Annotated in this window: 18 protein-coding genes, 1 tRNA gene and 2 pseudogenes; 9 read left to right on the forward strand and 12 right to left on the reverse strand. The window is 69.0% G+C overall.

What is annotated here, in order from left to right:
• Positions 1-10: 10 nt before the first annotated feature.
• Both AB0C02_RS21220 and AB0C02_RS21225 read right to left on the reverse strand, forming a co-directional pair.
• The gene (locus AB0C02_RS21220; RefSeq protein WP_357550407.1) at positions 11-2647 is read right to left on the reverse strand and encodes a fibronectin type III domain-containing protein; all 2637 of its coding nucleotides are present in this window, start codon (positions 2645-2647) and stop codon (positions 11-13) included.
• Positions 2648-2796: 149 nt separating this feature from the next.
• The gene (locus tag AB0C02_RS21225) at positions 2797-3543 is read right to left on the reverse strand and encodes a fibronectin type III domain-containing protein (protein ID WP_357550427.1); all 747 of its coding nucleotides are present in this window, start codon (positions 3541-3543) and stop codon (positions 2797-2799) included.
• 254 nt (positions 3544-3797) lie between these two features.
• Between AB0C02_RS21225 and AB0C02_RS21230 the strand changes: the two are divergent.
• Positions 3798-3872, forward strand: a pseudogene (locus AB0C02_RS21230) (hypothetical protein); the annotation flags it as partial.
• 1639 nt (positions 3873-5511) lie between these two features.
• Here the strand turns inward: AB0C02_RS21230 and AB0C02_RS21235 are convergent.
• Positions 5512-5799 (reverse strand): annotated as a pseudogene (locus AB0C02_RS21235) (tetratricopeptide repeat protein); the annotation flags it as partial.
• Between the two features lie 117 nt (positions 5800-5916).
• Here AB0C02_RS21235 and AB0C02_RS21240 point away from each other — a divergent pair.
• Positions 5917-6000, forward strand: a tRNA-Leu gene (locus tag AB0C02_RS21240).
• Here the strand turns inward: AB0C02_RS21240 and AB0C02_RS21245 are convergent.
• Positions 5982-7199 carry a cytochrome c biogenesis CcdA family protein gene (locus tag AB0C02_RS21245; RefSeq protein WP_357550408.1) on the reverse strand — a complete coding sequence of 406 codons (1218 nt, stop codon included), beginning with the start codon at positions 7197-7199 and terminating at the stop codon, positions 5982-5984. The two genes, AB0C02_RS21240 and AB0C02_RS21245, sit on opposite strands and share 19 nt — an antisense overlap.
• A 4-nt stretch (positions 7200-7203) precedes the next feature.
• A complete protein-coding gene (locus AB0C02_RS21250; protein WP_357550409.1) occupies positions 7204-7767 on the reverse strand; it encodes a TlpA disulfide reductase family protein in 564 nt (187 codons plus the stop codon).
• Between the two features lie 841 nt (positions 7768-8608).
• Between AB0C02_RS21250 and AB0C02_RS21255 the strand changes: the two genes are divergently transcribed.
• Entirely contained in the window at positions 8609-9205 is a 597-nt protein-coding gene (locus AB0C02_RS21255; protein ID WP_357550410.1) for a hypothetical protein, read from the forward strand.
• Between the two features lie 91 nt (positions 9206-9296).
• Here the strand turns inward: AB0C02_RS21255 and AB0C02_RS21260 are convergent, their stop codons facing one another.
• The 5 genes from AB0C02_RS21260 to AB0C02_RS21280 form a co-directional block, all read right to left on the reverse strand.
• Complete coding sequence (locus AB0C02_RS21260) at positions 9297-9512, reverse strand: hypothetical protein (RefSeq protein ID WP_357550411.1); 216 nt, start codon at positions 9510-9512, stop codon at positions 9297-9299.
• 639 nt (positions 9513-10151) lie between these two features.
• Complete coding sequence (locus tag AB0C02_RS21265) at positions 10152-10403, reverse strand: hypothetical protein (protein ID WP_357550412.1); 252 nt, start codon at positions 10401-10403, stop codon at positions 10152-10154.
• A 985-nt stretch (positions 10404-11388) separates the two neighbouring features.
• The gene (locus AB0C02_RS21270; RefSeq protein WP_357550413.1) at positions 11389-12864 is read right to left on the reverse strand and encodes an IS1380 family transposase; all 1476 of its coding nucleotides are present in this window, start codon (positions 12862-12864) and stop codon (positions 11389-11391) included.
• A 97-nt stretch (positions 12865-12961) separates the two neighbouring features.
• Positions 12962-13807 (reverse strand): hypothetical protein, encoded by an 846-nt coding sequence (locus AB0C02_RS21275; RefSeq protein ID WP_357550414.1) that lies wholly within the window; start codon positions 13805-13807, stop codon positions 12962-12964.
• Entirely contained in the window at positions 13798-14676 is an 879-nt protein-coding gene (locus AB0C02_RS21280) for a hypothetical protein (RefSeq protein WP_357550415.1), read from the reverse strand. Before AB0C02_RS21280 ends, AB0C02_RS21275 begins: the two co-directional genes overlap by 10 nt.
• 547 nt (positions 14677-15223) lie before the next feature.
• Between AB0C02_RS21280 and fxlM the strand changes: the two genes are divergently transcribed.
• The 6 genes from fxlM (at position 15224) to AB0C02_RS21310 (ending at position 23125) form a co-directional block, all read left to right on the forward strand.
• Positions 15224-16465 carry a methyltransferase, FxLD system gene (gene fxlM, locus AB0C02_RS21285; protein WP_357550416.1) on the forward strand — a complete coding sequence of 414 codons (1242 nt, stop codon included), beginning with the start codon at positions 15224-15226 and terminating at the stop codon, positions 16463-16465.
• Between the two features lie 58 nt (positions 16466-16523).
• Complete coding sequence (locus AB0C02_RS21290; RefSeq protein ID WP_357550417.1) at positions 16524-16712, forward strand: FxLD family lanthipeptide; 189 nt, start codon at positions 16524-16526, stop codon at positions 16710-16712.
• An 80-nt stretch (positions 16713-16792) separates the two neighbouring features.
• Positions 16793-19867 (forward strand): lantibiotic dehydratase, encoded by a 3075-nt coding sequence (locus tag AB0C02_RS21295; protein ID WP_357550418.1) that lies wholly within the window; start codon positions 16793-16795, stop codon positions 19865-19867.
• Positions 19864-21066 carry a lanthionine synthetase C family protein gene (locus AB0C02_RS21300; RefSeq protein ID WP_357550419.1) on the forward strand — a complete coding sequence of 401 codons (1203 nt, stop codon included), beginning with the start codon at positions 19864-19866 and terminating at the stop codon, positions 21064-21066. The genes AB0C02_RS21295 and AB0C02_RS21300 overlap by 4 nt, the downstream gene beginning before the upstream one ends.
• Entirely contained in the window at positions 21063-22004 is a 942-nt protein-coding gene (locus tag AB0C02_RS21305; RefSeq protein ID WP_357550420.1) for a thiopeptide-type bacteriocin biosynthesis protein, read from the forward strand. The genes AB0C02_RS21300 and AB0C02_RS21305 overlap by 4 nt, the downstream gene beginning before the upstream one ends.
• Positions 22005-22006: 2 nt before the next feature.
• Complete coding sequence (locus AB0C02_RS21310; RefSeq protein ID WP_357550421.1) at positions 22007-23125, forward strand: hypothetical protein; 1119 nt, start codon at positions 22007-22009, stop codon at positions 23123-23125.
• Here AB0C02_RS21310 and AB0C02_RS21315 read toward each other — a convergent pair.
• The gene (locus tag AB0C02_RS21315; protein WP_357550422.1) at positions 23111-23569 is read right to left on the reverse strand and encodes a DUF296 domain-containing protein; all 459 of its coding nucleotides are present in this window, start codon (positions 23567-23569) and stop codon (positions 23111-23113) included. The two genes, AB0C02_RS21310 and AB0C02_RS21315, sit on opposite strands and share 15 nt — an antisense overlap.
• The gene (locus AB0C02_RS21320) at positions 23562-24680 is read right to left on the reverse strand and encodes an asparaginase (RefSeq protein ID WP_357550423.1); all 1119 of its coding nucleotides are present in this window, start codon (positions 24678-24680) and stop codon (positions 23562-23564) included. Before AB0C02_RS21320 ends, AB0C02_RS21315 begins: the two co-directional genes overlap by 8 nt.
• Positions 24681-24746 lie beyond the last annotated feature (66 nt).

The following is a 24746-nucleotide window of genomic DNA, read 5'->3' on the forward strand; positions in this document are numbered from 1 at the left end:
GTACGGCGGGTCAGCAGGTGGGCAGGACGTTGATGTTGTCGCCGCCCTCCAGGTTCAGCCAGGCCCACGGAATGTAGTTCTTGCCGCTGTAGTTGACCTGCACCCACCAGGTGCTGCGCTTGTCGTTGTTGTAGATGTAGGCGTACACCTCTTCGCCCTGCACCTTGCAGTAGGCCTGCAGCCGGGTGCCGGGCTTGGCCCAGCCGACCTGCTTGGCGTTGTTCTGCTGCGGCACCGAGAAGATCTCGTTGCCGTTGCGGCCGGCCACGTCCTTGTCGCAGTAGGTGGCCTCCGCGCCGGACGGGCCGTTGTTGCAGGTCGCGATGCCGTAAAGCGAGTCGGTCGACTGGGCCCTGGTGGCGGTGCTCTTACCGGCGGCGTTGGTCGCGGTCACCGTCACCGTGTACGCCGTGCCCGGCGTCAGGCCGGTCACCCGCAGGCTGGAACAGCTCCCGCTGGCGGACTTCCCGCCGGTCGCCGCCGAGCAGGTGGCCTTGCCACCGCCCGCGTCCACCGTGAACGACACCGTCACCGAGGTCGCGTCCGCCGACGAGCCGGTCACGGTGACCCGCGGCGCGGCGACCGTACGCGCGGTGGTGGTGGCCTCACCACCGGGACCGGCCTCGTTGACCGCCTTCACCGTCACCGTGACGTTCTGCCCATCGCCCAGCCCACTGACCGTGGTCTGCACATCGGTCACCTCACTGGTCTTCCCACCGACACCCACCAGATACTTGGTGACCGGGCGGCCGTTGTCCACCGCCGGCGCCCACTGCACCGAAATGGTGCCAGGCTGGTCGGCCACCGTCGCCGCGCGCAACTCCGTCGGCGCGGCCGGGGCGGTGAACGGCACCACGGTGTCGCTCACCGGGGACGCCTTCGACCCGGCACCCTTGTCGGTGACCGCAACCACCGTGAACGCGTACTGGGTGCCGTACTCCAGCTGACCGGCCGGGATCACCAGCTCCGTCTTCGCCGACTCACCGACCGGGGCGGTGGCGCCGGCCGACGCGGCGGTCACCGCGTACCGGGCGATCGTGTTGCCCTGCCCGTTGGCCTCGGGCCACGTCACCACCACGGTGCCGTCAGGCCGCGCCTCCGCGGTCACGCTGGCCGGCGGATCCGGCACCTCCGCCGTCGGGGTGACCGGGTTGCTCTTGCGGGCCGGCCCGTCACCCTTGGCGTTGACCGCGTACACCTCGAACGTGTACGCCTCACCGTTGGTCAGCTCGGTGATCTCCAGCGAACGCTGGTTCGCACCCACCTCGTGGCGCTGCCCGGCACCCTCCACCACGTACTTGGTGATCTCGGCGCCGTTCGCGGCCGCCGCCTGCCAGCTGACCCGCGCCGACGCGTCACCCGCGGCAGCGGTCACCGCGCGCGGCGCCCCGGGCTTACCCACCTTCGGCTTCTTCGCCGGCGGCGGCGGTGGCGGCGGCGGGGCAGCCGGCGGCGGGTCACCGCCGAGCACGTCGTTGGCGTACTTGTTGACCTCGCGGACCTGGTTCTTGTCGTCCACCACCTCAGCGGTCGACGAGTTCGGCGGGTTGATGAACAGGTGGTTCTCGCGGACCTCCAGCTCCATCGGGCCGGGCCGCCCGGAACCCTTCACACTGTCCACCAACTGCCCGTTGCTGTCGAACGAGTAGACCGTGCCGGTGCCCTCGTCCGCCACGTAGAACCGGCCCGCCCACGCCACCGCCGGGGTCAGCCGATCACCCGTGCCGGGAACGGTGAACTGCCGCACCTCGCCGCCGTCACCGACCACGTGCACCGTCCGCTGGCCCGCCACCGTGACCGGCACCTGCGGGCCGCTGGTGCGCGGCGGCAGACTGCCCGGCGCCGTCATGCTCAACCTGGCCCGCTGCGTCCGGCCGCCCCGCACCGTCACCAACGAGGCGGACGTGCGGTCCAACACCGCCACCCCGTCATCCAGCGTGGACACCACCAGCTCGTGGCTCGGCTCCGCCACCTCGTACGTCTCCACCTGCTTCGGGCTCAGGCCCCCCGGCGGCGCCGCCCCCGGCGTGGCCGGCAACTTCGCCGCCGTGATCGCCGAAACGGTGCCCTCACTCGGGACCGCGATCCACAGCCGGCCGGCACCGTCGAACGCCCCACCGGTGATACCCGGCGGATAGTGCACCGGCTCGCCCACCGGGGTCAGCGCACGCGGGTCGAGCTGACGGACGATGCCCTGCACCGCGTCGACGACGAACGCGTCGTCGTCGTGCAGCGCCACGTTCACCCCCAGACCCGGCGTGGCCGGGGTCGTCGCGGTGATGTGGAGAGTGGCCAGATCCAGCGAGCTGACCTGACCGGTGTTCAAATCGCGCAGGATCAGCAGCCGGTCGGTCTGAGCGACCTGCATCTGGTGCCGCCGCGCCCCCGGAACCTCCATCCGGGTGTCCACCCGCGCGGTGATCCCGTTGACCCGGGCCACCTCGCTGCGAGTGGCGCTCCACAACCACGACGAGGCGTCGAAGCTGGCCACCGCGTTGTCAGCGGCACCCAGCCCGAGCACGGTCAACCCCATCGCACCCAGCAGCGCGACCACCGTGCCAACGGTGACCAGCCCGCCCCGCAGCTTCCGGGAACGGGGCTGGGACGGTTGCGCTCCGGTGCTCGTGACGTCCTCGGTGGTGGTCACTGCCGACCGTCCTCCCCGTTTCGGTGGGGGAGAGGCGACGCAAATCGCCCATCCCCAGAGCCGGGAGCCATCATAGGCATCGACCGGCGGCGGTGAAACCCGCACCGTCCGCCTGTGGACACCCACCGTGTCGCGAATACCGCCGCAGGTCAGCCGGTCGCCGTACCACGATCCCGGTCGGTGCACACCTGACCCGACGTCGCGTACGTGTCCGTCGAGTAGACCGCCAGCACCGTGAAACAGTAGTTCAGCTTCGGGCTCAGGCCGTTGATCGTGTAACGGGTCTCCCCGGCGTCCACCGTGGCCATCACCCCCAACTTCTGCCCCGCGCGGCCACCGGCCACCACGAACGGCGCCACCCCGTCGGTCGGGTCGGACCAGGTGACCGTGATCGTGGTGCCCTCGTCCTGCAGCCGCAGGTCCGTCGGGGGAGGACCACTCACCTTCGGACCCACCCCGGTCGGCGTCGGCTCGGGCGGGGCCGGCTCACGGTTGAGCACCATCGCACCCACCCCGACGACCGCCGCCACCACGACCACCACGGCACCGGCCACCACGGCCACCACCGTACGGTTGCGGCCGCCCGGCTCCGGCTCCTGCGGCTCCGGGTACGCGGGCGGCTGGTGGAACGGCGCCGGCACCGCCGGCCACGCCCCCTGCTGCGGGTACGCGGCAGGGCTGGGCGGTGTCTCCTGCCGGGCAGGCTCGGGAAACTCGAGCAGCTCGTCGTAGACCGGCAACGGCTGCGGCCGGCCGTCCTCCGGTTCCGGCCCAGCCGAATCAGCGGCCTCCGGGCCAACCTCGTCGTCCTCCTCTACCGCCGGATCCGGCACCGGGTCGCCCGGCCGTTCCAGCGGCTGCGGCGGGGCGGCGCTGCTCCACGGCGGGGCGGTCATCCCCCACGGCGGCAACGGCGATGCACTGACCGGCGCCGCAGCCGGCGGGCTGCTTACGGGCGACGCTGTGACTGGCGGTGCGACCGGTGGGCCGCTGACCGGCGGGTATGCCGGGTACGCGGGCGTCGGAGGCCCGCTCACCGGTGGCGTCGGCGCGGAGGGCCCCGGCGGCGGGTTGACCGGCGGGCCGCTCACGGGCGGCACGCTTACGGGCGGCACGCTTACGGGCGGCGCGCTTACGGGCGGCGCGCTTACGGGCGGCGCGCTTACGGGCGGCGCGCTTACGGGCGGCGCGCTTACGGGCGGCGCGCTTACGGGCGGCGCGCTGAACGGCGGGCTGCTGACCGGGGCCGGGCCGGCGGCTGGGCCACTGGCTGGCGGCGCGTTGAACGCCGGGCTGCTCACCGGCGGTGCGCTGACGGGCTGCGCGCTGACCGGCGGTGCGCTCATCGGCGGGCCGCTGACGGGCGGTGCGCTGACCGGCGGGGTGGTCGGGGTGGCGGTGGCCGAGCTTGCGGCGGCCCGTTCCGCCTCCTCTTCGAGCAGCGGTCCAATCTGCTGCACCTGGACGGTCGGCTTGTCCCAGCCCGGCGCGGGCATCGCCGGCGCTACGGACGCGCTGCCGCCCGAGCCGGATCCGGGTCCGTCCTGGCCCGCCACGGACGGCCGTTCGGTCCGCTGCGGCGCAAGGGCCGGATTCGGCGAGGGGGGCGCCGGCGGCGCCGAGGCGGGCGCGGTGACCGGCGGTCCGGAGATCGGTGCGCGCTCCATGTTTGGCGCTGTGTCGGGCGCCGGGATCGACGGTGGGGGAGGCAGCGCAGCGGATGCCGGCGGAGCGGAGGCGGGTGCCGAAGCGAACGCCGGTGGCACGGGCGCGGAAGTCGCTGGGTTCGGCGAAGACGCCGTGCCGGGTGCCGCCGGCGCCGAGGCCGGCCAGTTGGGGGCTGGGATGACCGGCGCCGGCGGCAGGTGAGGCGGCGCGGCGACAACCGGCGGTGGGACCGGGCTCGGGGCCGGTGGCACGAACACCGGCGTCGGGACCGGCGGGGCCGAAGCCGGTGCCGTTGGTGGGCCGGCCGGCGGTGGGGCCGGGGCGGTCGCGGGCGGCGTGGAGACGGGTGGGGGTGGGGCCGGGGCGGCCGCGGGCGGCGCGGAGATGGACGGCGGTGGGACCGGCGATGCCGAGGCCGGTGCGGTCGGCGCAACGACCGGTGGGGCCGGGGTGGCCGCGGGGACAGGCGGAGGTGGGGTCCGGGTCATCGGCGACGCCGGCGGCGCGCTAACCGGGCCCGAACCGTTGGGCGGGCCGGAGACCGGCGGGGCTGGGATGGGCCTCGGGACGACCGGAGGCGTTGACACCGGCGCCGAGGAGGTAGCCGTACCGGACGGCGTCGGGCGGGGAATGGTCGGCGGTGGGGGCAGGGGCGTACCCGGAACGGTGGTGGGCGGTGCCCAGGGTGACTGCCGCGTCGGCCCCGGAACCGGTCCGGACTGCGGGGCCCACTGCGCGCCGGGCGGCCCGGCGTGCGGCGGGGCCGGCGTTGCCGGGGCGGGTGGTGCCGGGGTGACACCGGGCATCGGCGGGACGGTCGGCGGTGGGGACGGAGCCGCCACGGCCGGCAGCGACATGGTCGGCCCGGACAACGCCACCGGGTCGGGCTGTGGACCGGTGGCCGGGCCACCGAGGTGCGTGCCGGGCGCGCCGGGAGCGGCGGCGGAGCCGCCGAGGTACTGGCGGGCTGCGCGTACCGCGGGGTGGTCCGGACCGAGCACCGCGGGCCCGGCGGTGGCTACCCGGGTGTAGTTGCGGCGGGCCTCGTGCCGATTGCCGAGTACCTCCGCCACCTGCGCCAGGTCGAAGCTGAGCGCGAGCATCAACGGGTCCGCGTCGCCGCGACGACGCTCGCCGGCCGCGTACGCCTCCTCCAGAACCCGTCGGGCAGCGGCCGGGTCGTCGGCCTCCCGATGCAGGCGGGCGAGAAGATGGCCGGTGGCCAGTACGTCGGGGTGCTCCTCCCCGTACGCCCGTCGGGCCGCGTTGATCGCGTCGGCGAGCAGGCGACGGGCGGTGGCCAGATCACCCGCGCTGCGCAGGGCGAGGGCCTGATGTTGCGCGGCGGTCAGGGGGGTGGGGTGGGACACGTGAGCAATGCTGCCCGTAATCGGCGTTTGGACGCTACCCGGCGCGCCGCATCCGGGAACCGGTCTCGTTGCGTCCTGTCGGCTCACCGCTTTGACCTGGGAAAACGTGGCCATCGGGCGGCGATGTGCATGATCCACCCGGGCCGTGTACAGTAATGCCCCGTGCGGCCCACCGGGGCGGCCGACCGGTGAGAAGATCACCTCGGCTGACAGGGTAGGCTGTACGAGCAGGTCCGGGTGGCGGAATGGCAGACGCGCTAGCTTGAGGTGCTAGTGCCCGTATAGGGCGTGGGGGTTCAAGTCCCCCCTCGGACACAATTTTGCAGCATCCCTGCTGTATCTGACGTACTGGTGGTCAAGCACGCTTGACCACGCCAATCTGACCTCGGTGACGCCTCCGGTCGGCCCCGCTTCGGGCGGGGGTGGTCGGCATGGCTGATACCGCTGTGGCTCCCGTCATCCCTCCGATCATGCTGTCGGACCGGGGTCCGAAAGGCCGGCGGGCTGACGAAGGACTTCGTCGCCCGCCCCTCCCGCTGCCGGATCTTCCGACGCCGCGCACAGGCACGATGGTCTACGGCCTGGCAGCCCTCGACGCCAGCGGTCGGATCGCCGACCGCGCGATCGTCCGCGCTCTCGGATGGGCGCCGGGCACTCGGCTGCACATCCACGAAGGCACCGGTCTCATCGTCGTCCGTGAGGACCGGCAGGGCGTCTTCACCATCACCGGCCAAGGGCATCTCCATTTGCCAGCGACCGTGCGGCACTGGTGCGGGCTGACGGCCGGCGACCGGGTGCTGCTGGCTGCCAACTCCAATGACCGGCTGTTCGTGGTGCACCCTCCCGCTGCCCTGGACACGATGATCGTGCAGCTCCACGCCGAGGCCAACGCCGATAAAGGGCAGCCCGAGACCGAGGCAGTAGGCGGTGGCCAGTACGGCGGCGCGGACGGTTGTGTCCTCGGTGGCGGCCAGTGCGAGTACAGCGCCGAGGGTGGGAGACACACAGGGCGTCCACGACAGGGCGAACGTGACGCCGAGCAGGGGAGCGCCAGCCAGACCAGCGGCGGGTAGGCGACTGGTGCGCACTTGCCGTTGCAGAGCAGGGATGAGTCCGACGTAACCGACGCCGAGGATGACGACGACAGCCCCGGCGACGATTTCGATGGTGCGGGCGTTGACGAGCAAGGTGCGGCCGGCGGCGGCGAACCCAACCGTGATGACGATGAACACGGCGGTGAAGCCGCTAATAAACCCGACGGTGCCGAGCAGGATGCGACGGCGGCTACCTAGAGGGAGAAGTGTGCGCGTTCCGGCCGGTGGCTGTTGCGAGCGGTTATCGGAGCTGGTGTGCCGCAGGTCGTCGCCGACGAGGCCCGTGACGTAGGACAGGTAGCCTGGCACCAGTGGCAGCACACAGGGTGACAGGAAGCTGACCAGGCCGGCGGTGGCGGCGACAGCGACGGCGAGTAATAGCGGCCCAGACGCGGCGATGTGGGCGAAGGTTTCCCCCATTGGCTTAAATCTGTTCGGTGGCCAGTTGCATCACGACCGGTTCCAGTTCCGTTTGCACGATGGCTTTGCGGAACACTACGGCGATGCGGCCTTGGCGATCGAGGATCACGGTGGCGGGGATGACAGCGGGTGGCACCTCCCGAAATTGCAGGGCCATCCGTCCAGGAGGGTCGAACAGGCTGGGATAGGTGACCCGGCCCTGCACGAAGGATGTCGCGGCGTCCTTGCTGTCCCCGGTGTTGATTCCGAGGAACATCACCTGGTCATCTCGGGTGGCCTGGTACACGGCTTCCAGGTCATCGGTTTCGGCCCGGCACGGCGAGCACCATGATGCCCAAAAGTTGATCACGGTCACCTTGCCATTCAGCGTTGCCGGGTCGAGAGCGGTGTCGTCAAGCAGTCTGCCGGCCAGATGCGGGCCGGCGGGACGCTTTCCAACCGAAAACGCAACCTTGGGAACAATGACACCGCCCTTGTCGCTGCCCCCGCCGCCCTGAGTCACATTCCCGTCGGTGGCTTCGCAGCCGACAACTGCCGTGGTCACAGCGGCGGCCATAGCAGTGAACACGTGTCGACGATGCACCCGTACCTCTGTTCTTCAAGCAGTGGAGATGCCCCGAACTACGCACACCCACTGCCACGATACAGATACAAGCCGACGCCGAGAGGGGAGCCACTGGGGGAGCGTCTGTGCGGTGGGTTCCGGTAGAGGTCGACGGCTGCAAGATCAATAGGCACAGATCTGGCACGACTGATAGCGAGAAGGCATGCGAAGAGTCGAGAGATGGCGAGGATGGCACCCGAGGCCGGAACGCCGATGAGTCCGCTTCCACCCGATGCGAGCCAGGCTCGCGGTTTAGGGGTTCAAGGCGGCCCTTGACGGGCCGCACGCGCCGCAGCCTGGGCGCGCGCCGGCCGCTGCCGCTGTCGCTCTGCGGCCGTCACGCCTGATGCCCGGCGGCTGGCGCGGAGAGCGGGAAGCCCGGAGGGCCGCCGCAGAACGACAGCATCGTTGACCAGGTGGGGGTGGGCCGGCAGCCGGCCGGGCCGCGCGGCCACGAGCCCGCGCGGCGTAGGGGAGCGGACGCCGGCCGCGTCGGCGAGCTGGCGGCGGTCGCGGGGTTGCGGTCAGTGCGCCTCCGGCGGGGGCGCAACGACTCCAGGAGGGCCGGGGCTCCGTCCGCGCGTTGCGGTCCGTGGATGGTTGTGCGGGCCATCCCGCCAACCGACGACCTGGGCAAGCCGAGCAGACCGCGCCCGGCCCGCCAGCGTCCGTACGTGCGTCAAGGTCCGCTTGACGTGGCGGGCCGGGCGGCGGCCCGCTCCCCGGAGGGCGGGTCGGCGGCAGACAGTGATGGCAGGGTTGGGGAGAACGGGCTGCTGTTGCTGCGTCGGGTCATCATCGAGCGGTGGATGGCTTTTGGAGCGGCGCGGTCAGCGCGTTGATTGGTGCAGTTGTTGGCGGAGTAGCAAGCTGGCTTGCAGCCTGGATACAGGTACGCGGCGCTATCCGTGCGGCGAAGATGCAGACGGAGCAGTCGCTGGAGGATCAGCGGCTACTTCGCCGTGAGGAACGCGAGTACGAAGCGACTAGGGCGTATTATCCGCTGGTTCATAAGCAGCTCAACATGTTCTGGGACCTCAAGGATTTACACGGTGAGCACACGCCGACCGATGAGCACGGGACGTGTCCCGATCCGACCACAGGCGATTTAGAACTCAAGTCCCTCTGGGAAGAGACTAATCAGATCCAGCTGATTCACTGCCCGTTCCTACACCCCGCAGTAGCGAGTGAGTTGGAGTTCCTACACGAGGCCCTGGATGAATGCCAGAGGGGCAAGTTTAATGGTGCTCTACTTGGCTTTTCAGATCCGCTCTCTTGCAAATACATGAACGCGATGGTAGGGGCGACGGACAAGGCGGACTGGGCGCTGCGCTTCTTCGATGCGCAGCTAGCAGGAAGGCCCGTGTCACATCTGATCACGGAGCTTCGGGCGCGCCGCTAGCCAGCTTCATCGCACGGGAGCAGGTCGGGCGGTTGTGTTGGTTGCTGGGGGCCAGGCGAAGCTTGACCCCCAGAGCCATGAGTCGGATGGGTCACGCGCTCTTGCTGGCGATGAGGCCGACGATCGCGCCGAACCCTAGCTTGAAGGTTGTCGAGCAAGCCTCCGCGAGGGATGTCGCCTGCTGCGTGTCGATTCGCAGCACCACCAAGGCGGCCTGCAAGGCAAGGGAGAGCAACGTGAGGGAGAGCACCGCGATGAAGATCAGCTTGAAGCGCGGGGTGAGATCCGATCGCTTGTTTGCGGGCATGTGGATAGATCCCTTTCGGGGCTATCCGACCGCGCCCCAGATCGATCGGGATCTTGCCGCAACCGCGACGGGGCAACCTGGAGGCGATCTTACAGGGTCATCGGACCGGTAGCACCTGGGTCTTTCCCGTGATGCGGGCCTTCTCGAATGGTTCCCGCAGGAGAGCAGCGTCCAAAACTCCCGACGCGATACCTGTGACTCGCTTGATCCCGATCGGCGGACCGGCTGCGCCGTTCCTAGGGAACCGGCGGCTGCCAATAGTCATGTGGTCCCCGTCCACGCGTTTGAAGTGCCGAGGGCAGACCTCAACCTCTAGGTCGCCCGTGAAGTCAGCGGGCACCAGCGCTTCGATCCTGTTGCCTGATCGCCTTGATACCCAGAGGCCGGCAGGGTCGCCCGGAAGACGTGGTGCGATGGCCTCGATGGTTGCAAGTAGCTTGCCGCAGCCGCGGGCGGCGCAGCGTACCTCGACTAGGTGCACCGTTCCTCCAACAGTCGTATCCAGTCCATCAGGCGACGAAGGCCTCTGACCAACGACAACCCGTAGTGACCGCGTTTGCCCAGGTTGCCGTGGGTGGCCGACCTGATGACCGGCCACGACGGCAATGCCTTACCTGTAGTTGGTGAACCGGAGGGCGGTCAGTCAGCTGCTCTGGCTCGCCGTGCCCGCAGGCTGTGTTCAAGACGGGTGCCGGGCGGGGCAGCTGCCACTTCAAGGGTCCATATCAGCTCGCCGACCTCTTGCCTTAGTTCCGCCAGTTGCTCCGCCGAATGGCCGCCGTCGCCGTCGGCAGCGGTGTGCTGTTCCCAGTAGTCCATGTAGTGATCGAGTGCAGCTCCGAGCGTCAGGATCTGACGGTGCGACAGCCGAAGGACCGTCTCGTCGTTCAAGGAGGAAGCCACCCTGGGATCGTCCCAGCCGAATCAAGTCGACAAAAGCCCTTCGTGCGAGACAGGCATTCACTCCAAGATCAACAGGCACAGATCCGGCACAGCCGAGAGCGGAAGCGCATGCGAAACGTCGAGCGACACCGAGGATCACGAGCCAGGTCAGAGGGCTGATAGGTCCCCTTCAGCGGATCTTTCGCCGCGTCGCGGCTTAGGGGTTCAAGTCCCTCTACAGGGCAGGAGCGGGCGAGCTGAACGATCAACCGGGCGAGGCAGCGGAGCTGCACGGCCCGCACAGACGGATCGGACCCCACTGCTCGTCGATGAGGCCGTCCCAGAAGTCGGTTCTCGGCACCGCCGGAGTGACATCGGCTCGGCATAAGGCAGTGAGCTCGTCACCGAGCACGGCGTGCCCAACCATCTCGCGGAGCGGCAGAGAGTGGTCGGCTCGCACCGCCTCAACCTGGCGCGTGTCTACGGATGTCAGCGCTAGGACGAACTTGACCCGCTTCGGCCCAGAGGGAGGGTAGCCCGGGGTGCCGAGTCGGCCCTAAGCCTGTGCTGCCGGTGCGGTGCGGCCACCCACCGAACTCGACCTGAAGCGACCCCATCAGGCCGGACGACCTCGAATGACACCGGCCTGCTGCCGCCATTTCGCATCGAGGGGGTCAGGGGAGCTGCCATCCCGTCTACCACCGACCCAGGCAAGCCGAGCGGGCCAGGGCCAGGGTGCCAAGGTCGTTCCGGTAGGGCGCTCCACCTTGTCACGCTGGCCCTGGCCCGCTCCACGGTGTGTGGGTCGGCGGCAGACAGCGAGGATGGCATCGGTGATAGCGATCCTCTAACCTCGGTCTTTCACTTGAGCGTGGATCCATAGCTGTTGTTCGATGGAGTTGATTCGTGCTTTTTTGCCGCTTTGTTGGCATGCTGAGGGCCCGGCGCTGGGCCGGGTTCCTCCGTGTTGCTGGTTGGAGCGTGAGCCTCGAAGTCAGCCGGTGGGCCGGGGTAGTGCGGCGAGCTTGTTGAATGCGCTGGTCAGGGCGTCGGTCCAGGGCCAGTTGGCGGCGATGGCGAGGCGGGTCCGCCGGGCGGTGCGGGTGATCCGGGCTGCGACGTGTAGCAGCTGGTAACGCAGCTTCTTGGGCTCGGCGGTGGCCAGTTCGCCGTCCAGGAGCAGGTTCTGAGTCCAGGCGAGCAGGTCGATACCGGTCAGGGCGAGTTGCAGCCAGGCCTGGTTGATGGCGAAGTGTCGGGACGGGAATCGGCCGAAACCGGTGTTCTTGCCGGTGCGGATGCGGTCTTCAACGCGGGCGTGAGCCCGGTGCCGGGCTTCCAGGAACTGGACGCTGCCGCCGCCGGTTGGGGTGTCGGTGGCGACGACCTGATGCCGCCAGCCTTCGATGGTGTCGAACAGCGACAGCTGGGCGCCGGGGTGCGGGCGTTCCCGGCGGACCAGGAACCGGGTGCCCTCCGGCCAGCCGGTGGCGTCGAACAGGCCCGTGATCTCGCAGACCTCGGCATGTTCACGTAGGTCACCATCGGTGTCGAGGGCGGGAGCCCAGCCGGTCGCAGCCCGGATCGCCGCCCGCACAGGTTCGGTGATCGCGGCGCCGACGGAGAACCGGATGTCCAGGTGCTGCTCGCGCAGGCCGCGGATGTGAGCGAGGAAGCCGTGACTGGAACCAGCCGAATCGGCGCGCAGCAGGATCGGGGCGCCGTGCCGGTGGGCGTCGGGAAGCTGGGCGAGGGCCTGGTCGAGGACCGTGATGTGGTCGGTGGTGGTGTTGGATCCGGCCCGGCCTTCGCGCAGCAGGCCGGCGAGGGCTTCACCGGTGTTGTCCAGGAAGCACAGCAGCGGGTGGAACCCGAACGTCTTCTTCCAGGTGCGGGTCGCTGATTCCTTCTCGGAATGGCAGATCACGATGGTCGCGTCGATGTCCAGGACCAGGCCGTCAACCTGCCGGCCGGCCACCATCGGCTGCGGCAGGTCGCCGCGGACCTCGGCATGCTGGGCCCAGGCAACCTCACGGGCGTGTGCCCGGGCGCGACGCAGTTCGGCCAGCGTCGTTTCGTCGAGCTGCGACAACAGCCGCCACGCGGTCGGGTCGGACGCGACCGACCCGAACAGGGCCTGCTGGTTCCGTAGTACTGCCAGATCAGCGATGGCCTCTCCGCCGTCGGCGAGCATCACGGCGAGATCCACCGCGATCCGGCCCGGGTCGTGCCCACGCCGCCGCTGCCGCAGCCCCGCGAAGGCTTGGCTGAACGCACTGGTCAGACCGGTCGCATCGGCCAGATCAGTCAGCAGTCGGACGCCGGCGTGCCCGACGACGCCCCGCCCGTCGCCGGTCACCATGATCTTCGGACGTGTTGCGGTAACCTTCACCCAGCAAGTGCCTTCCGTGACAGGAACATGGGACTCTCGACAAGCCCTATTTTCCCTGATCAGAAGGCACTTCTTCATTCTCCGCCCACACCTTGGACAGCCCTTAACGAAGGGCCGAGGTTAGCCTAGGTGTAGTTGCGGTACGTCGTACAGGTCGATGTTTGGTATCCGGCTATCACTTCTCAAATGGCTTTCGCCTCTGCTCCGGGAAGTCGCAGTAGACAACCGTGGCATCGTCGTGGATCTTGCCCCGCGGCCACCGATTGCCATGAGGGTCGCTGTTTTCCGCATCGCGAACCCGTTGCAGCAAAGTTGTGCTGCCGGAGGCGGCCACCAACTCGGCTATCTCGTCCCAGGTCGATAGGCCAAATCTGTCTACGGGGCGGCTTGCGCCGTCGCTGAGCAGTAGGAGTGATTCGACTCGTGTCTTGTCCACCCTTCCCGTGAGTGCTTCGTATGCGGCTGCAGGATTCGTGGCGGCGACCCAGAATCCGCCTGGGCGGTTCCGGTAAGCACGAAGGGTCTCAACGTAGGCGCGGCGGGCGTCATCGTGGGCGGTTGTGCCGGCGGGAATCGCATCCATGTCGCGGCGGTGGCGGCGGCCGATGTCTGCCTCCCGCCCGTCACTGATGACATGCTGCTTGCCCAGCTCGTTGATGATTAGCACCGAGTCCGCAAGCACAAGGTACCGCAAGTGAGACCCGCGGAAATCGACCATGATTACCGTGGATGAAGGCGTGCCCGGATGATCAAGATCGCATGTCTTGTTGTGAGATGCGGCGACCCTTGCTATAGCGTCGGCTAGGATCTGCACGAGGCTGGGCAGGGATTCGTGTGCCAGTCGTGCAAGAAGTTCGCTGCCAAGCTGACGTACGTACCAAGCAACTCCATGGATGCAGCCACCATCATCGACCCCGGACAGTCCGGCCCCGTCGAGCAAGACGACGGCGTTTGCCGTCGCTGCGGCGAAGTCCTCGTTGACGTGGCCGGGGGCCGGTTCGGTTGCGATCGTTACGCGCATGGTGCTGAGGCTCCCTTATGCCAGTACACTGGGGTCAGCCGCTCCACTTGCACCGGCTCTCCTGTGTTTGGATGAAACTGGGTGCCGACGAGCGTCGAGAAGCAGTGGTTCGCAATCTCCTGATGGAGTTCGTGGATTGTGGTAGTGATGAGTTGGACCACGCCGAGAGAACCTTGCGGATGTATGCCAGTGAATATTATCAGTGTTCCGTTGCCATCAAGGCGGGGAAGGCGCCCGAAGTAGGCGACGTCCCAGTCGCGCGCTGGCCTTTCGTCCAGGCCGGAACGGTATACAAGTCCGGTGTTGTTGTCGCGGACGGTCCAAACCCCATCTGGCGCGAGCTCGAATCGTAGGTGGGGGTCTTGATCGAGAACGGCGGCAGTTCGCTTGGACAGCCTGGGCCCGCAGATGACGACGAGGTTTGGCCGGTTGAGATTGATCTCGCCATTGATAGGCACGTTTTCGAATCGCGCTTCGAGGGCGAGCTTCTTGGCTAGTTCTCCGAGACGCTGGGCGCCGACGACATCCTCCAGCGCTACGACTGGCCGGGCACGGACGGCCTCTCGCTTCAACGGAGTTATCACGGTCATCGAGCCGTTGCCGAGGAAAGCCGAAGCTGCCCGGAAGTCAGAGGCGTCTACCTGCTTGGCACCGGTGCGTCGGGGGACGTAGAGGCCAAGTTCGATGTCGGTGGCGACGCCGAGGACGCGCCGAAGAGCGGCGCGGCGTTCGTCGCTGGGCCAACGGTGCTCCCCGCGTTCCAGCTTTCCCACCCAACGGCGGTCGACGTAGTGCGCGGCGAGGTACCGGCCTGGGTAAAGCTGGTGCAAGGCGATGTTGACCGCGTCGGCCAACTCGCTGCGGGACATGCATTGCCCATGCCGCCGAGGTGAAGGCAGGCTTTCACGTGCCTCAGTAAGGCGCGTGTTCGGCGTGGTCTCGGTCTCGGGATGACGAGGCACAGCACCTCCTGAGGTACGCGCGGCGGGCACCGCATCTCACAGCCGGTGTGTGGGCCATCTTGCCACCCTCGGTTACCGGGCCGTATGCGTGCCGCGGTCGCGTCGGAGCACGGGGCGGCGCGGCGCCACGAGGTGATGCGCCGCTGCGGAGCGGTCCTCCTTGTCTTCAGTTTGCGCAGTTCAGCTCCAGGTCGGACCGCAGGTCGGTACGCAAGGTCGGACCACAAGTCGGCATTCCCAGCCTCCACCAGCTGGGAGATCCTGGGCGCACAGAGCGATGGCGCCGGGCTTTAGCTTCCCCGGTTTCACTCGACGAGCAGGTGATGATTTGACCGGAGGCGTGACCTTTTCCGGAGCGGGAAGCGAGCAGACATCAGCCCTGCGTTGCGCGTTACCTGCACCCGGCGCACTGTCACGACCAGATGGCACGAGAAACCAGAGATTGGAGCGGCGAGTGACGCACACGGCTGACAGGTCGGATTCCTCGGGTCGAGTCGAGGGGATCCGAGATGCCCTCGTGGACCGGCTCATCGCTGACGGCATGATCACCTCCCCGGCCGTGGAGACAGCGTTCCGGACGGTACCGCGGCATGCGTTCGTGCCCGTTGGCACACCACTTGAGGTCGTCTACGACGTCGACCAGTCGGTGATCACCAAGACGGATGAGAACGGGGTACACCTGTCCTCGGTCAGCGCCGCGTACATTCAGGCCCGCATGATCGAGCAGGCCGGCGTCGGGCCCGGGATGCGGGTCCTGGAGATCGGTTCGGGCGGTTACAACGCGGCGCTGCTGGCCGAGGTGGTCGGGGTGGACGGCAACGTCGTCAGCGTGGACATCGATGCGGACATCACGGACCGGGCCAGGGTTTTGCTGCGCGAGACCGGCTATGGCCACCGGGTGCGGGTGTTGCAGGCCGACGCGGTGCACGGCGTGCCCGGTGAGGGGGTGTTCGACCGGATCCTCGTCACGGTCGGCGCGTGGGACATCTCTCCGGCCTGGCTGGATCACCTCGCCCCGGATGGGGTGATCGTGGTGCCGCTGCAGATGAACGGCGTGACCCGGACGATCGCGTTCCGCCGCAACGGCGACCACCTGGCCAGTACCTCGAGTGAGGTGGCGGGATTCGTGCCCCTGCAGGGCGACGGCGCGCGGCCCGAGCGAGTCTTCCGGCTGCCCGACCGGCAGGGTCGGTTCGTCAGCTTGCGCTTCGACGTCGGCGTCCCGGACGACGCCCGTCAGCTGGACGGTGTGCTGGACACCGAACGCACCGAGGTTTGGTCGGGGGCCACGGTCGGCCTCAGCGAGTCCTTCGCGGATCTTCACCTGTGGCTGGCCGGGTTCCTGCCCGGTTTCTGCCTGCTAGCGGCGGACGACGGTACCGAACTGGCTGCCGAACGTCGCTGGTTTCCATTCGGTGTCGTGCGCGGTGACTCGTTCGCCTACCTGGCCTGGCGCCCGACCGACGACGGCTCGAAGGCCGAGCTCGGGGCTCGCGCCTTCGGGGCGCACGGCAAGGACGCCGCAGCGGCCATGTCGGAGCAGATACAGGCCTGGTATCAGCGGGCCCGCCGCGGGCCGGCGCCGACGTTCGCCTACTGGCCGGCCGGTACCAGCCCCGGCACGGTGCCGGACCACGTAGCGGTGCTGACGAAGACGTACGGCCTGCTCACGATCTCCTGGCCGGCGGTGAGCTAGCCGCCCTCGGCCGGGTGAACCACCCCCTGTTCTCTCAACCCGAGGAGCGTGAAGACAAATGGCCCCGCTGCTGGAGCTCGAGCGCACGGACGCCGCCACCGCAACCACCGACGACGACTTCGTACTCGACATGCGAGTCGTGGAGTCCACGACCCCGCTGGTGATCATGATGTGCAGCACGAGCGACGGCTGCGGCAGCAGCTGCAGCACGAGTGCCTGCGCGACCAAGTCCAGCGACCCGGTCTGATCCGGGCTTCATCCTGCCGATGCCGTCGGCGCCCCAGGGGCGGGCGCCGACGGCGGCCACGCGGTTGAGGAGGCCAAGCCGTGCCAGTCCCGCCTGTCTTCCAGCGTGCCGGCGTGGTCATGGTGCGCGCCACGACGGATCCCGGCGATTTCGATGTGCCTTCTGAGCTGGACCTGGCCGACGACGCCGGGGTGCTGCATGACGGCATGGCGTGGCTGATGAAGACGTGGGCGCACCCTGATGCCCGCGATGGGCTCAGCCTGGCGAGCCCCATGCTGGCGGCGCAGCTCGACCGAATCAGCGAGCGCCCCGACACGGCGACGGTCAAGGCCGTTCGCCGGGCGGTCATCTCCGTCGCCGGGTACCTGCTGCGGTGGCAGCGTCGGGCTACGCCGTTCGGTGTGTTCGCCGGCGTCACGATCGCCGCCGAAGGAGCGGGCAGCGTGGCGGTGGGACGACGGCACCGGGTGATCGCGCGGGTCGACAGCGAGTGGCTCACGGCCGTGATCGACCGGCTGGAGGAGCATCCGCTCCTGCGACGTCAGCTGCGCGTTGTTGCCGACAACACCGGCGTCGTTCGTGACGGCCGGTTCATCACTGCCCGCCGTGCCGACCGCGGCAGCGGCAAGGCGGTTCCGCTGCGCGACGCGTCCGTGCGCTACACGGCACCGGTGCGGGCCGCGCTCGCCGTCGCTGCCGTTCCCGTCCGGTATGACGACCTTGCCGTCGAACTGGCCGAACGGTTCCCGGTGGCCCGGTCCGAGCAGATCACCACCGTCCTGGACAATCTGCTGTTGCAGGGCTCACTCATCAGTGCTCTGCGCCCACCGATGACGGCCCTTGACGGCCTCGCCCACGTGATCGATACGGTGACCGCCGCAGGCGGTGAGCAGTTCGATGACGTTGCCGCGCTGCTGCGTGGCCTTGAGACGGTTCGGGAGCTGATCGAGCAGCACAACGCGATCGACAATCCGGTGCAGGCCTCCGTGGTCCGCGCATCGGTCATGGAGCGGATGCGCGAGGTCGTTCCCGGCAGCCAGGATGTGTTGGCCGTCGACGTCCGGCTCGACGCCCAGATCCGGCTGCCCGAGCAGGTGTTGGACGAAGCGGCCGAGGCCGCGAACGTGCTGCTGCGGGTCAGCACGAAGCCGTTCGGGTCGACCGCCTGGCAGGATTACCGGTCCCGGTTCCGGGCCCGCTATGGCCAGGGCGCGCTCGTGCCGGTGCGGGCTCTGATCGCCGACTCCGGGCTCGGCTATCCCACCGGCTACCTCGGTGCGCCCCGCGCGCATCCCAGCTGGCGGGCCATCACCGACCGTGACGCGGCGTTCCTGGCCCTGGTGCAACGGGCCGCGCTCGACGGACACGACGAGATCAGCCTGACCGATTCAGATGTCGAGGCGCTGACCGTTGGCGAACCGGCAGACGTGATACCGCCGGCACGCATCGAGCTCGGCGTGGCGGTCCACGCCGCGTCACTCGAGGCCCTCGACAAGGGCGACTTTCGGCTGCGCTTCGCCGCGGCACCGGGCATGCCGACGAGCATGGCCGGACGCTTCATCTACCTCTTCGACGACCACCAGCAGGCTCAGCTGGCTGCCGCCTGCGCCCCGGGCTCGCCGAGCGGCGACGCGGTGGCGGTGCAGCTGTCGTTCCCGCCGCGCCGCCCGCACAACGAGAACGTCACCCGGGTCCCCCAGCTCCTGCCCGACGTCGTCGCGCTCGCCGAGCACCCCACCGGCAATCCGATCACCCTCGACGATCTGGCCGTCACCGCCGACGCCGACCAGATGTACCTGGTGCAGATCTCCACCGGCCGCCGGGTCATCCCGCATATCCCGCACGCACTCGACACCATCGTGCAAAGTCCCCCGCTGGCACGCTTCCTCGCCGAGGTCGCCGACGCGCGCACCGCCGTGTTTGGCCCGCTCGACGTCGGTGCCGCCCGCACACTGCCGTACCTGCCACGCGTCCGGTATCGCCGGACGATCCTCGCTGCCGCACGATGGCTGCTCACCACCAGTCACCTGCCGTCCCAAGACGGCCCGGGCTGGGAGCCCGCGCTGGAGGCCTGGCAGCGGCACTGGCGTGTCCCTGCCCGTGTCGTGCTCTGTCACGGAGAGCTCCGCCAGCCCCTGAACCTCGACCACCGCCTCGACCGGGCACTGCTACGCAGTCGTCTTGCACAGGCCGGACGAGTGGAGCTGCAGGAGGATGCCCAGCCTGAGGATCATGGGTGGATCGGCCGCGCCGCCGAGCTGCTGATTCCGATGGTCACGACCGCGCCACCGCGCCGGCCGCTGCCTCACCTCGCGCCGCCCGGTCGGCTTCAGGTGCCCGGCAGCACGGCCGTGGTGCAGGCGCGGCTGGCCGGCAACCCGGCCCGCTTCGACGACATCATCCGGCACCTCCCGCCGCTCACCGCGGCACTGCGCGGCGAGGTACACCGGTGGTGGATTCGGCGACAGCGCGACCTGGTCCGGATGGACGCCGACCAGCACCTCATCCTCGTGCTCCGGCTGACCGCACCCGAGCACCACGCCACCGTCACCGCAGCCCTGGCCGCGTTTGCCACCGAGCTCACAGCCCGTGGCCTGCCTGGCCAGTTATCGCTCGTGCCGTACCAGGACCATCCCGGCCGCTACGGCCACGACGAGGCGCTCGCCGCCGCCGAGGACGTGTTCGGCACCGACACCACCTGCGTCATCGCCCAGATGGCAGCCGCCGACGGCCTGGGCATTGCGGCGCAGGCGCTGGCCGCCGCGTCCATGGCCCGGATCTCCGCCGCGTTCGCCACCGACGAGAGCTCGGGATATCAGGCCCTGCTGCGGTGCCTACCGCAGCAGACCGGGGCGTTGGACCGCGCGCTGTGCGAGCAAACGCTACGACTGGTCGACCTCTCCATCGACGCACGGCAGCCACAGCCGCGCACCGCCGAGGAGGCGCTCATCGACGGGTGGCTGGCTCGCGACACCGCCCTACGCCGCTACTTTCCCACCCTCGCCGCTCAACGCGACCCGGCCGGTGTCCTGCCGACCCTGCTGCGCGACCACCACATCCGTGCACTCGGCGTCGATCCCACCTTCGAACAGAGCACCAACCGCCTGGCTCGCGCCGCCGCGCTGCGCGCCCTAGCCCGGATCGGCCAGCGATGAACAGGCCAGCGACCAGCATCACAACCAGTGCCGGCGCCGAACCACCGATGATGGACGGCCCGGATGCCGTTCGCCAGTCGCTGGCCACCGGCACGGCAGGGATCGCCCTGCTATACCTCGAACGCGCCCTCACTGGGACCGGATCCTGGCCAGACGCGCATGCGCAGACCCGGGCAGCGGCCACCGGGCCGCTCGACGGCGGCCAGCACACCGGCCTGTACTACGGCACCCCAGCCGTCGCGTTTCTCCTGCACTGCGCCGCCAAGGCCGACGACCGCTACGAAACAGCCGCAGCGGCCCTCGACCAACACCTCGCCCGGCTCACCCGTCGTCGCCTCACCGCCGCCACCGCGCGAATACAGCACGGCGGCGCGGCCTCACTCGACGAATACGACCTGTTCTACGGCCTCACCGGCATCGGCGCACTGCTGATGCTCCGCATGCCCAGCAGCGACACCTTCGCCGACCTGCTGCGATACCTGACTGTGCTGGTCCGCCCGCGTGAGCACGACGGCCTACGACTGCCCGGCTGGTGGGCCGCCCACGACCCGGACCCGACCCTGCCCACCCCGGGTGGACACGCCAACCTCGGTATGGCGCACGGAGCGGCGGGCATCCTCGCCCTGCTTGCCCTCACGATGCGCCACGGCCACGTTGTGGACCACCATGCCGAGGCCATCGACCAGCTCACCCGCTGGTTTGACCGGTGGCGCCAGCACGACGCCGACGGCAGCACCTGGTGGCCGCAGTGGCTCACCCTCGACGACCTACGAACCGGTCGCGTAAGCCAGCCCGCACCCGGCCGGCCGTCCTGGTGCTACGGCACCCCCGGCATCGCCCGCGCACTCCAACTCGCCGCGACCGCCACCGACGACCCGGCCCGCCGCGCCGATGCCGAACACGCGCTCGCCGCCTGCCTCACCGACCGCCACCTCAACCGGCTCACCGACCTCGGCCTCTGCCACGGACTCGCCGGCCTCTACGCAACCGCACACCAGGCCGCTGCCGACGCCCAGAGCCCAGCCCTCAAACAACAGCTACCCCCCTTGGCCACAGCCATACAGACGGCCGCCCAAAACCACGACCAGGACGGCAATGCCGGGCTGCTGACCGGACACGCCGGCGTCCACCTGGCAGCCGAAACCGCGCGGCACGGCACCACCCGCACTGGATGGGACACATGCCTCCTGATCACGTGACCACCACACCACTGGCCGCCAGCGTGCTCAACGTTCTCGCCGGCACCCCGCTGGAGACAGCCGCGGCGACCGCGGCAATCGCCCCAGCCGACCTCGCCGACGCCGTCGAGGCCTACCACCTTGCCGGCCACGCCGCGGTCCAAGACCATACCGACGGCGACTGGTACCAGGTACGCGTCGAATTTCCCGACTGGAACACCGCGGAGACGACCGCGGTCACCTCGCTCGGACCCCGGCTCGACCACCTCACGAACGTGGGCGCATGCGGCGGCTGGTGGTACCTGCGCAAACATCCCTGCTGGCGCATCCGGCTAGCCCACGCACAGGTCGACGCCGTGAACCAGGTCCTCAACGAGCTCACCGCAGCCGGTGAACTCACCAGGTGGTGGCCCAGCCTGTACGAGCCGGAGACCGCCGCCTTCGGCGGCACAACCGGCATCCAGCTCGTGCACGACCTGTTCTGCGCCGACAGCCGCGGCGTCCTCAACTACCTACGCCAACCGCAGCCAGCCCTCGGGCGCCGCGAACTGTCCCTCCTCCTGCTCGGCGGCCTTCTACAGGCCGCCGGACTGGACTGGTTCGAACGCGGCGACGTGTTCGCGCGGGTCGCCCAAATGCGCCCTCTCGACGACATCGCCAACAGCCGACTCGACGCGCTCACCGCCAGCGTGCGCGGGCTGCTCGCTGTAGCGCCCGACACCGACAACTCCCTGTTCGCAGCCGGCGGTGCGGTTTCCTTCGCCGCGCCATGGCACACCGCATACACGGCCACCGGCAGCGCACTCGCAGCCGCCGCGACGGCCGGCACCCTCAACCGAGGTCTACGAGCTGTCGTCAGCCACATCGTGATCTTCCACTGGAACCGGCTCGGGCTGCCCGCCCACACCCAAGGCATCCTCGCCCGCGCCGCGCTCGAAGCGTTCCTGCCCCGGAGCTGACCATGCACACCGCCGTCATCCCCACCACCATCCGCGCCGCCGTCCGCCGCTTCCCACTCCTCGGCCGGCCTCGACCCGCGTGCCCCGCCCTGACTGACCGCGTCACCGAGGTCGCCGAGATCGCCGCCAACGCAGCCGCACAGAACGACAACGGCACGGCCGAAGCGGCACACGCCCTGAACAAAGCCGCGCTGATCGCCAGCGACTGCGGTATGCCGGACCTGGCCCGCCAATGGTGCTGGCAGCACATCAACATCTACCGGCAACGGGACTCGCTCACCGCCTTGCAAGCCAGCTACCTGCTCGAACCCGTCCTCAACCTCGCCCGCCTGCAGATCCGCGCCCACGACGGTCAGCCCGCACTGCAACTGCTTAAGGCTATGCACCAGGCCGTCACCGCAGGAACCAACCTGCTCGTCGACGGGCGCACACTGCCACTGACCAACCTGACCGGCACCCGCGATGAACTCGGCAAGCTCCGCCAGTGGACCTGGCTACAACACCTCAGCGAAGGCATCCGCATCCTCGCCCTCGCCGGCCGATGGGACGACGCCGTCGAGCACGCCAACACCCTCAACGGCATCGGACTGCACCTCATGGAAGGACGACAAGCCACGATCATCGCCCACCTCATGCACGAAAACACCCAAGCCGCCCGCGCCATCCTCGACGACAGCACCATCACCCAACCGTGGGAACAACAGGTCGGCTCATGCCTCACCGCCATGTGCGCAGCACCAGAAACGGTCAGCCACCAGATGTCCGCCATGGTCGATCAATTCCTCGCACACGAACCCGTCGCCGGATACGCCGTATACCGAGCCCGATGGGGCCTCACGGCCGCCACGCTGTCCAGCGGACACCACGAAGCCACGGCCCAACACCTGCTCCACCACGTGGTGACCGAGGCGCTCAAAACACCCGACGGATACGCAGCCCGCGAAATCCTCGGCCACCGCACCGCCCTGCAGATCAAGGAGCCACAAAAGCAAGCCCTCGCCCACATCGTGGCCGCAGCCGGCCTAGGAGCCCGCGCAATACCCGAGGCCACCCTCCGAACGCTCAACGGTGCAGTGGAGATCGCGCATGACGTCCTGGCGTACTGGTTAGCCGAGGTGTAGTTGCGGTACGTCGTACAGGTCGGTGTCCGGTAGCCGGCGCATGGTCGGCGAGTTGATCTCGATGATCAGCATTTCGGTGAGGAATTGGACGGTGGCGTCCAGTAGGTGACTGGTGTGTGCGGTGGCGCTGTGTTCCTTGAGTCCGGCGGTGAGGTGGATGTGGGGGAGGATCTTCTGGTTGGTGTCGTCCCAGGCGATGGTGCCGCCGCCGAGGGCTTCGACGTTGGTTAGGTCGACGTGCGTCCAGACGGGGGCGTCGGGGTTGTCGAGGCGTTGGCATGTGCCGACGATCTTGGCGGTGGAGAGCCCGGCGATGAACATGGGGATGTAGCCCTGTTTGATGTCGTGGGCGCGGCAGGCGTCGGTGAGGGCGGTGAAGAAGTCGTCGCCGTGGTCGAAGACGACACCGATCGTCCGTCCTGGGGTCAGGTCGTGGCTACGCATGTGCTGCGGTTTCTTCCGTTCGATCGCCGGTCAGGGTTGGTTTCGGCCAGGGCCAGGAGGAAGGTTCATCGAGGTTGCCTGCGACGGCGAATGCTGGGGCGATGTCCTGCGGCTTGGCTTGGGCGGCGAGGAGCGTGCGGAGCAGGATGCGGGCTTTATAGGGGTGGAGCCAGCCTGCGGGGATGAGTCCGCGGGTGAGGAGGTCGCGTTCGGAGCCGGGGAAGCCGTAGGTGCGGGTGAGGGTCGGGCCGGCCGGGGTGCGGGAGGTGAGGACGACGGGGATCCGTGCGGCGAGGGTGGTGAGGGGCTGGACGAGGGGTTCGGGTACGTGGCCGACTCCGAATCCGGCGACGACGAGGCCGTCGCAGTGCTGGCCGATGGCGTTGAGGAGGGTGGTGTCGTCGTCGAGGCTGACGGTGTAGAGGCCGACGCGGGCGTGTTCGGCATGGCTCGGGGTGGGGATAGTGAGCCGGCATGGCACGCGGGTCAGCAGTGTTACGGCACCTTCCGTCATGTAGCCGATGGGGCCGGTGTCAGGGGAGCGGAAGGTGGCGACGCTGGTGGAGTGGGTCTTGGTGACCCGTCGGGCGGCGTGAATCTCGTCGGCGACGACGACGAGGCAACCTTGGTCGTGGGCGGCGGGTGAGGCAGCGGTCTGGATGGCGGCGAGGAGGTTGGCGGGTCCGTCGGCGCCGGCCATGGTGGGGTTACGCATCGCGCCGGTGACGACCACGGGTTCGGGCCGCTGGTGTAGCAGGTCGAGCAGGTACGCCGTTTCCTCGATCGTGTCGGTGCCCTGGGTGACAACCACTCCGGACGCGCCTGCGGCGAGTTCGCGGGCCGCAGTGGTGGCGAGCGCGGCGACGTCGGCGAACGTGAGGGACGCCCCGGGGCGGCGGCGGAAGTCCACTACCTCGATGTCGATTCCAGTCGAGGCCAGCCCTGGTACGGCGTTTACCAGGTCGTCTGCGGACAGGGTGGGGGTGACGCCTTCGCCGGCGCGGCTGGTCATGGCGATCGTGCCGCCGAGGCCGAACACCACCACCTTCGGCCGGGGTGTTGTCGGGGTCGAGGGCACGACAGTTCCTAATGAGTTCTGGGAGTGAGCCATCCGGCAAACTCCTGGTGGGTAGGTAGCCGCCAACCGGTGAGCACTCCGGGTTCCTGGACGTCGAGT

This window comes from Micromonospora sp. NPDC048999 (genome assembly GCF_040649295.1).
Lineage (GTDB): Bacteria > Actinomycetota > Actinomycetes > Mycobacteriales > Micromonosporaceae > Micromonospora.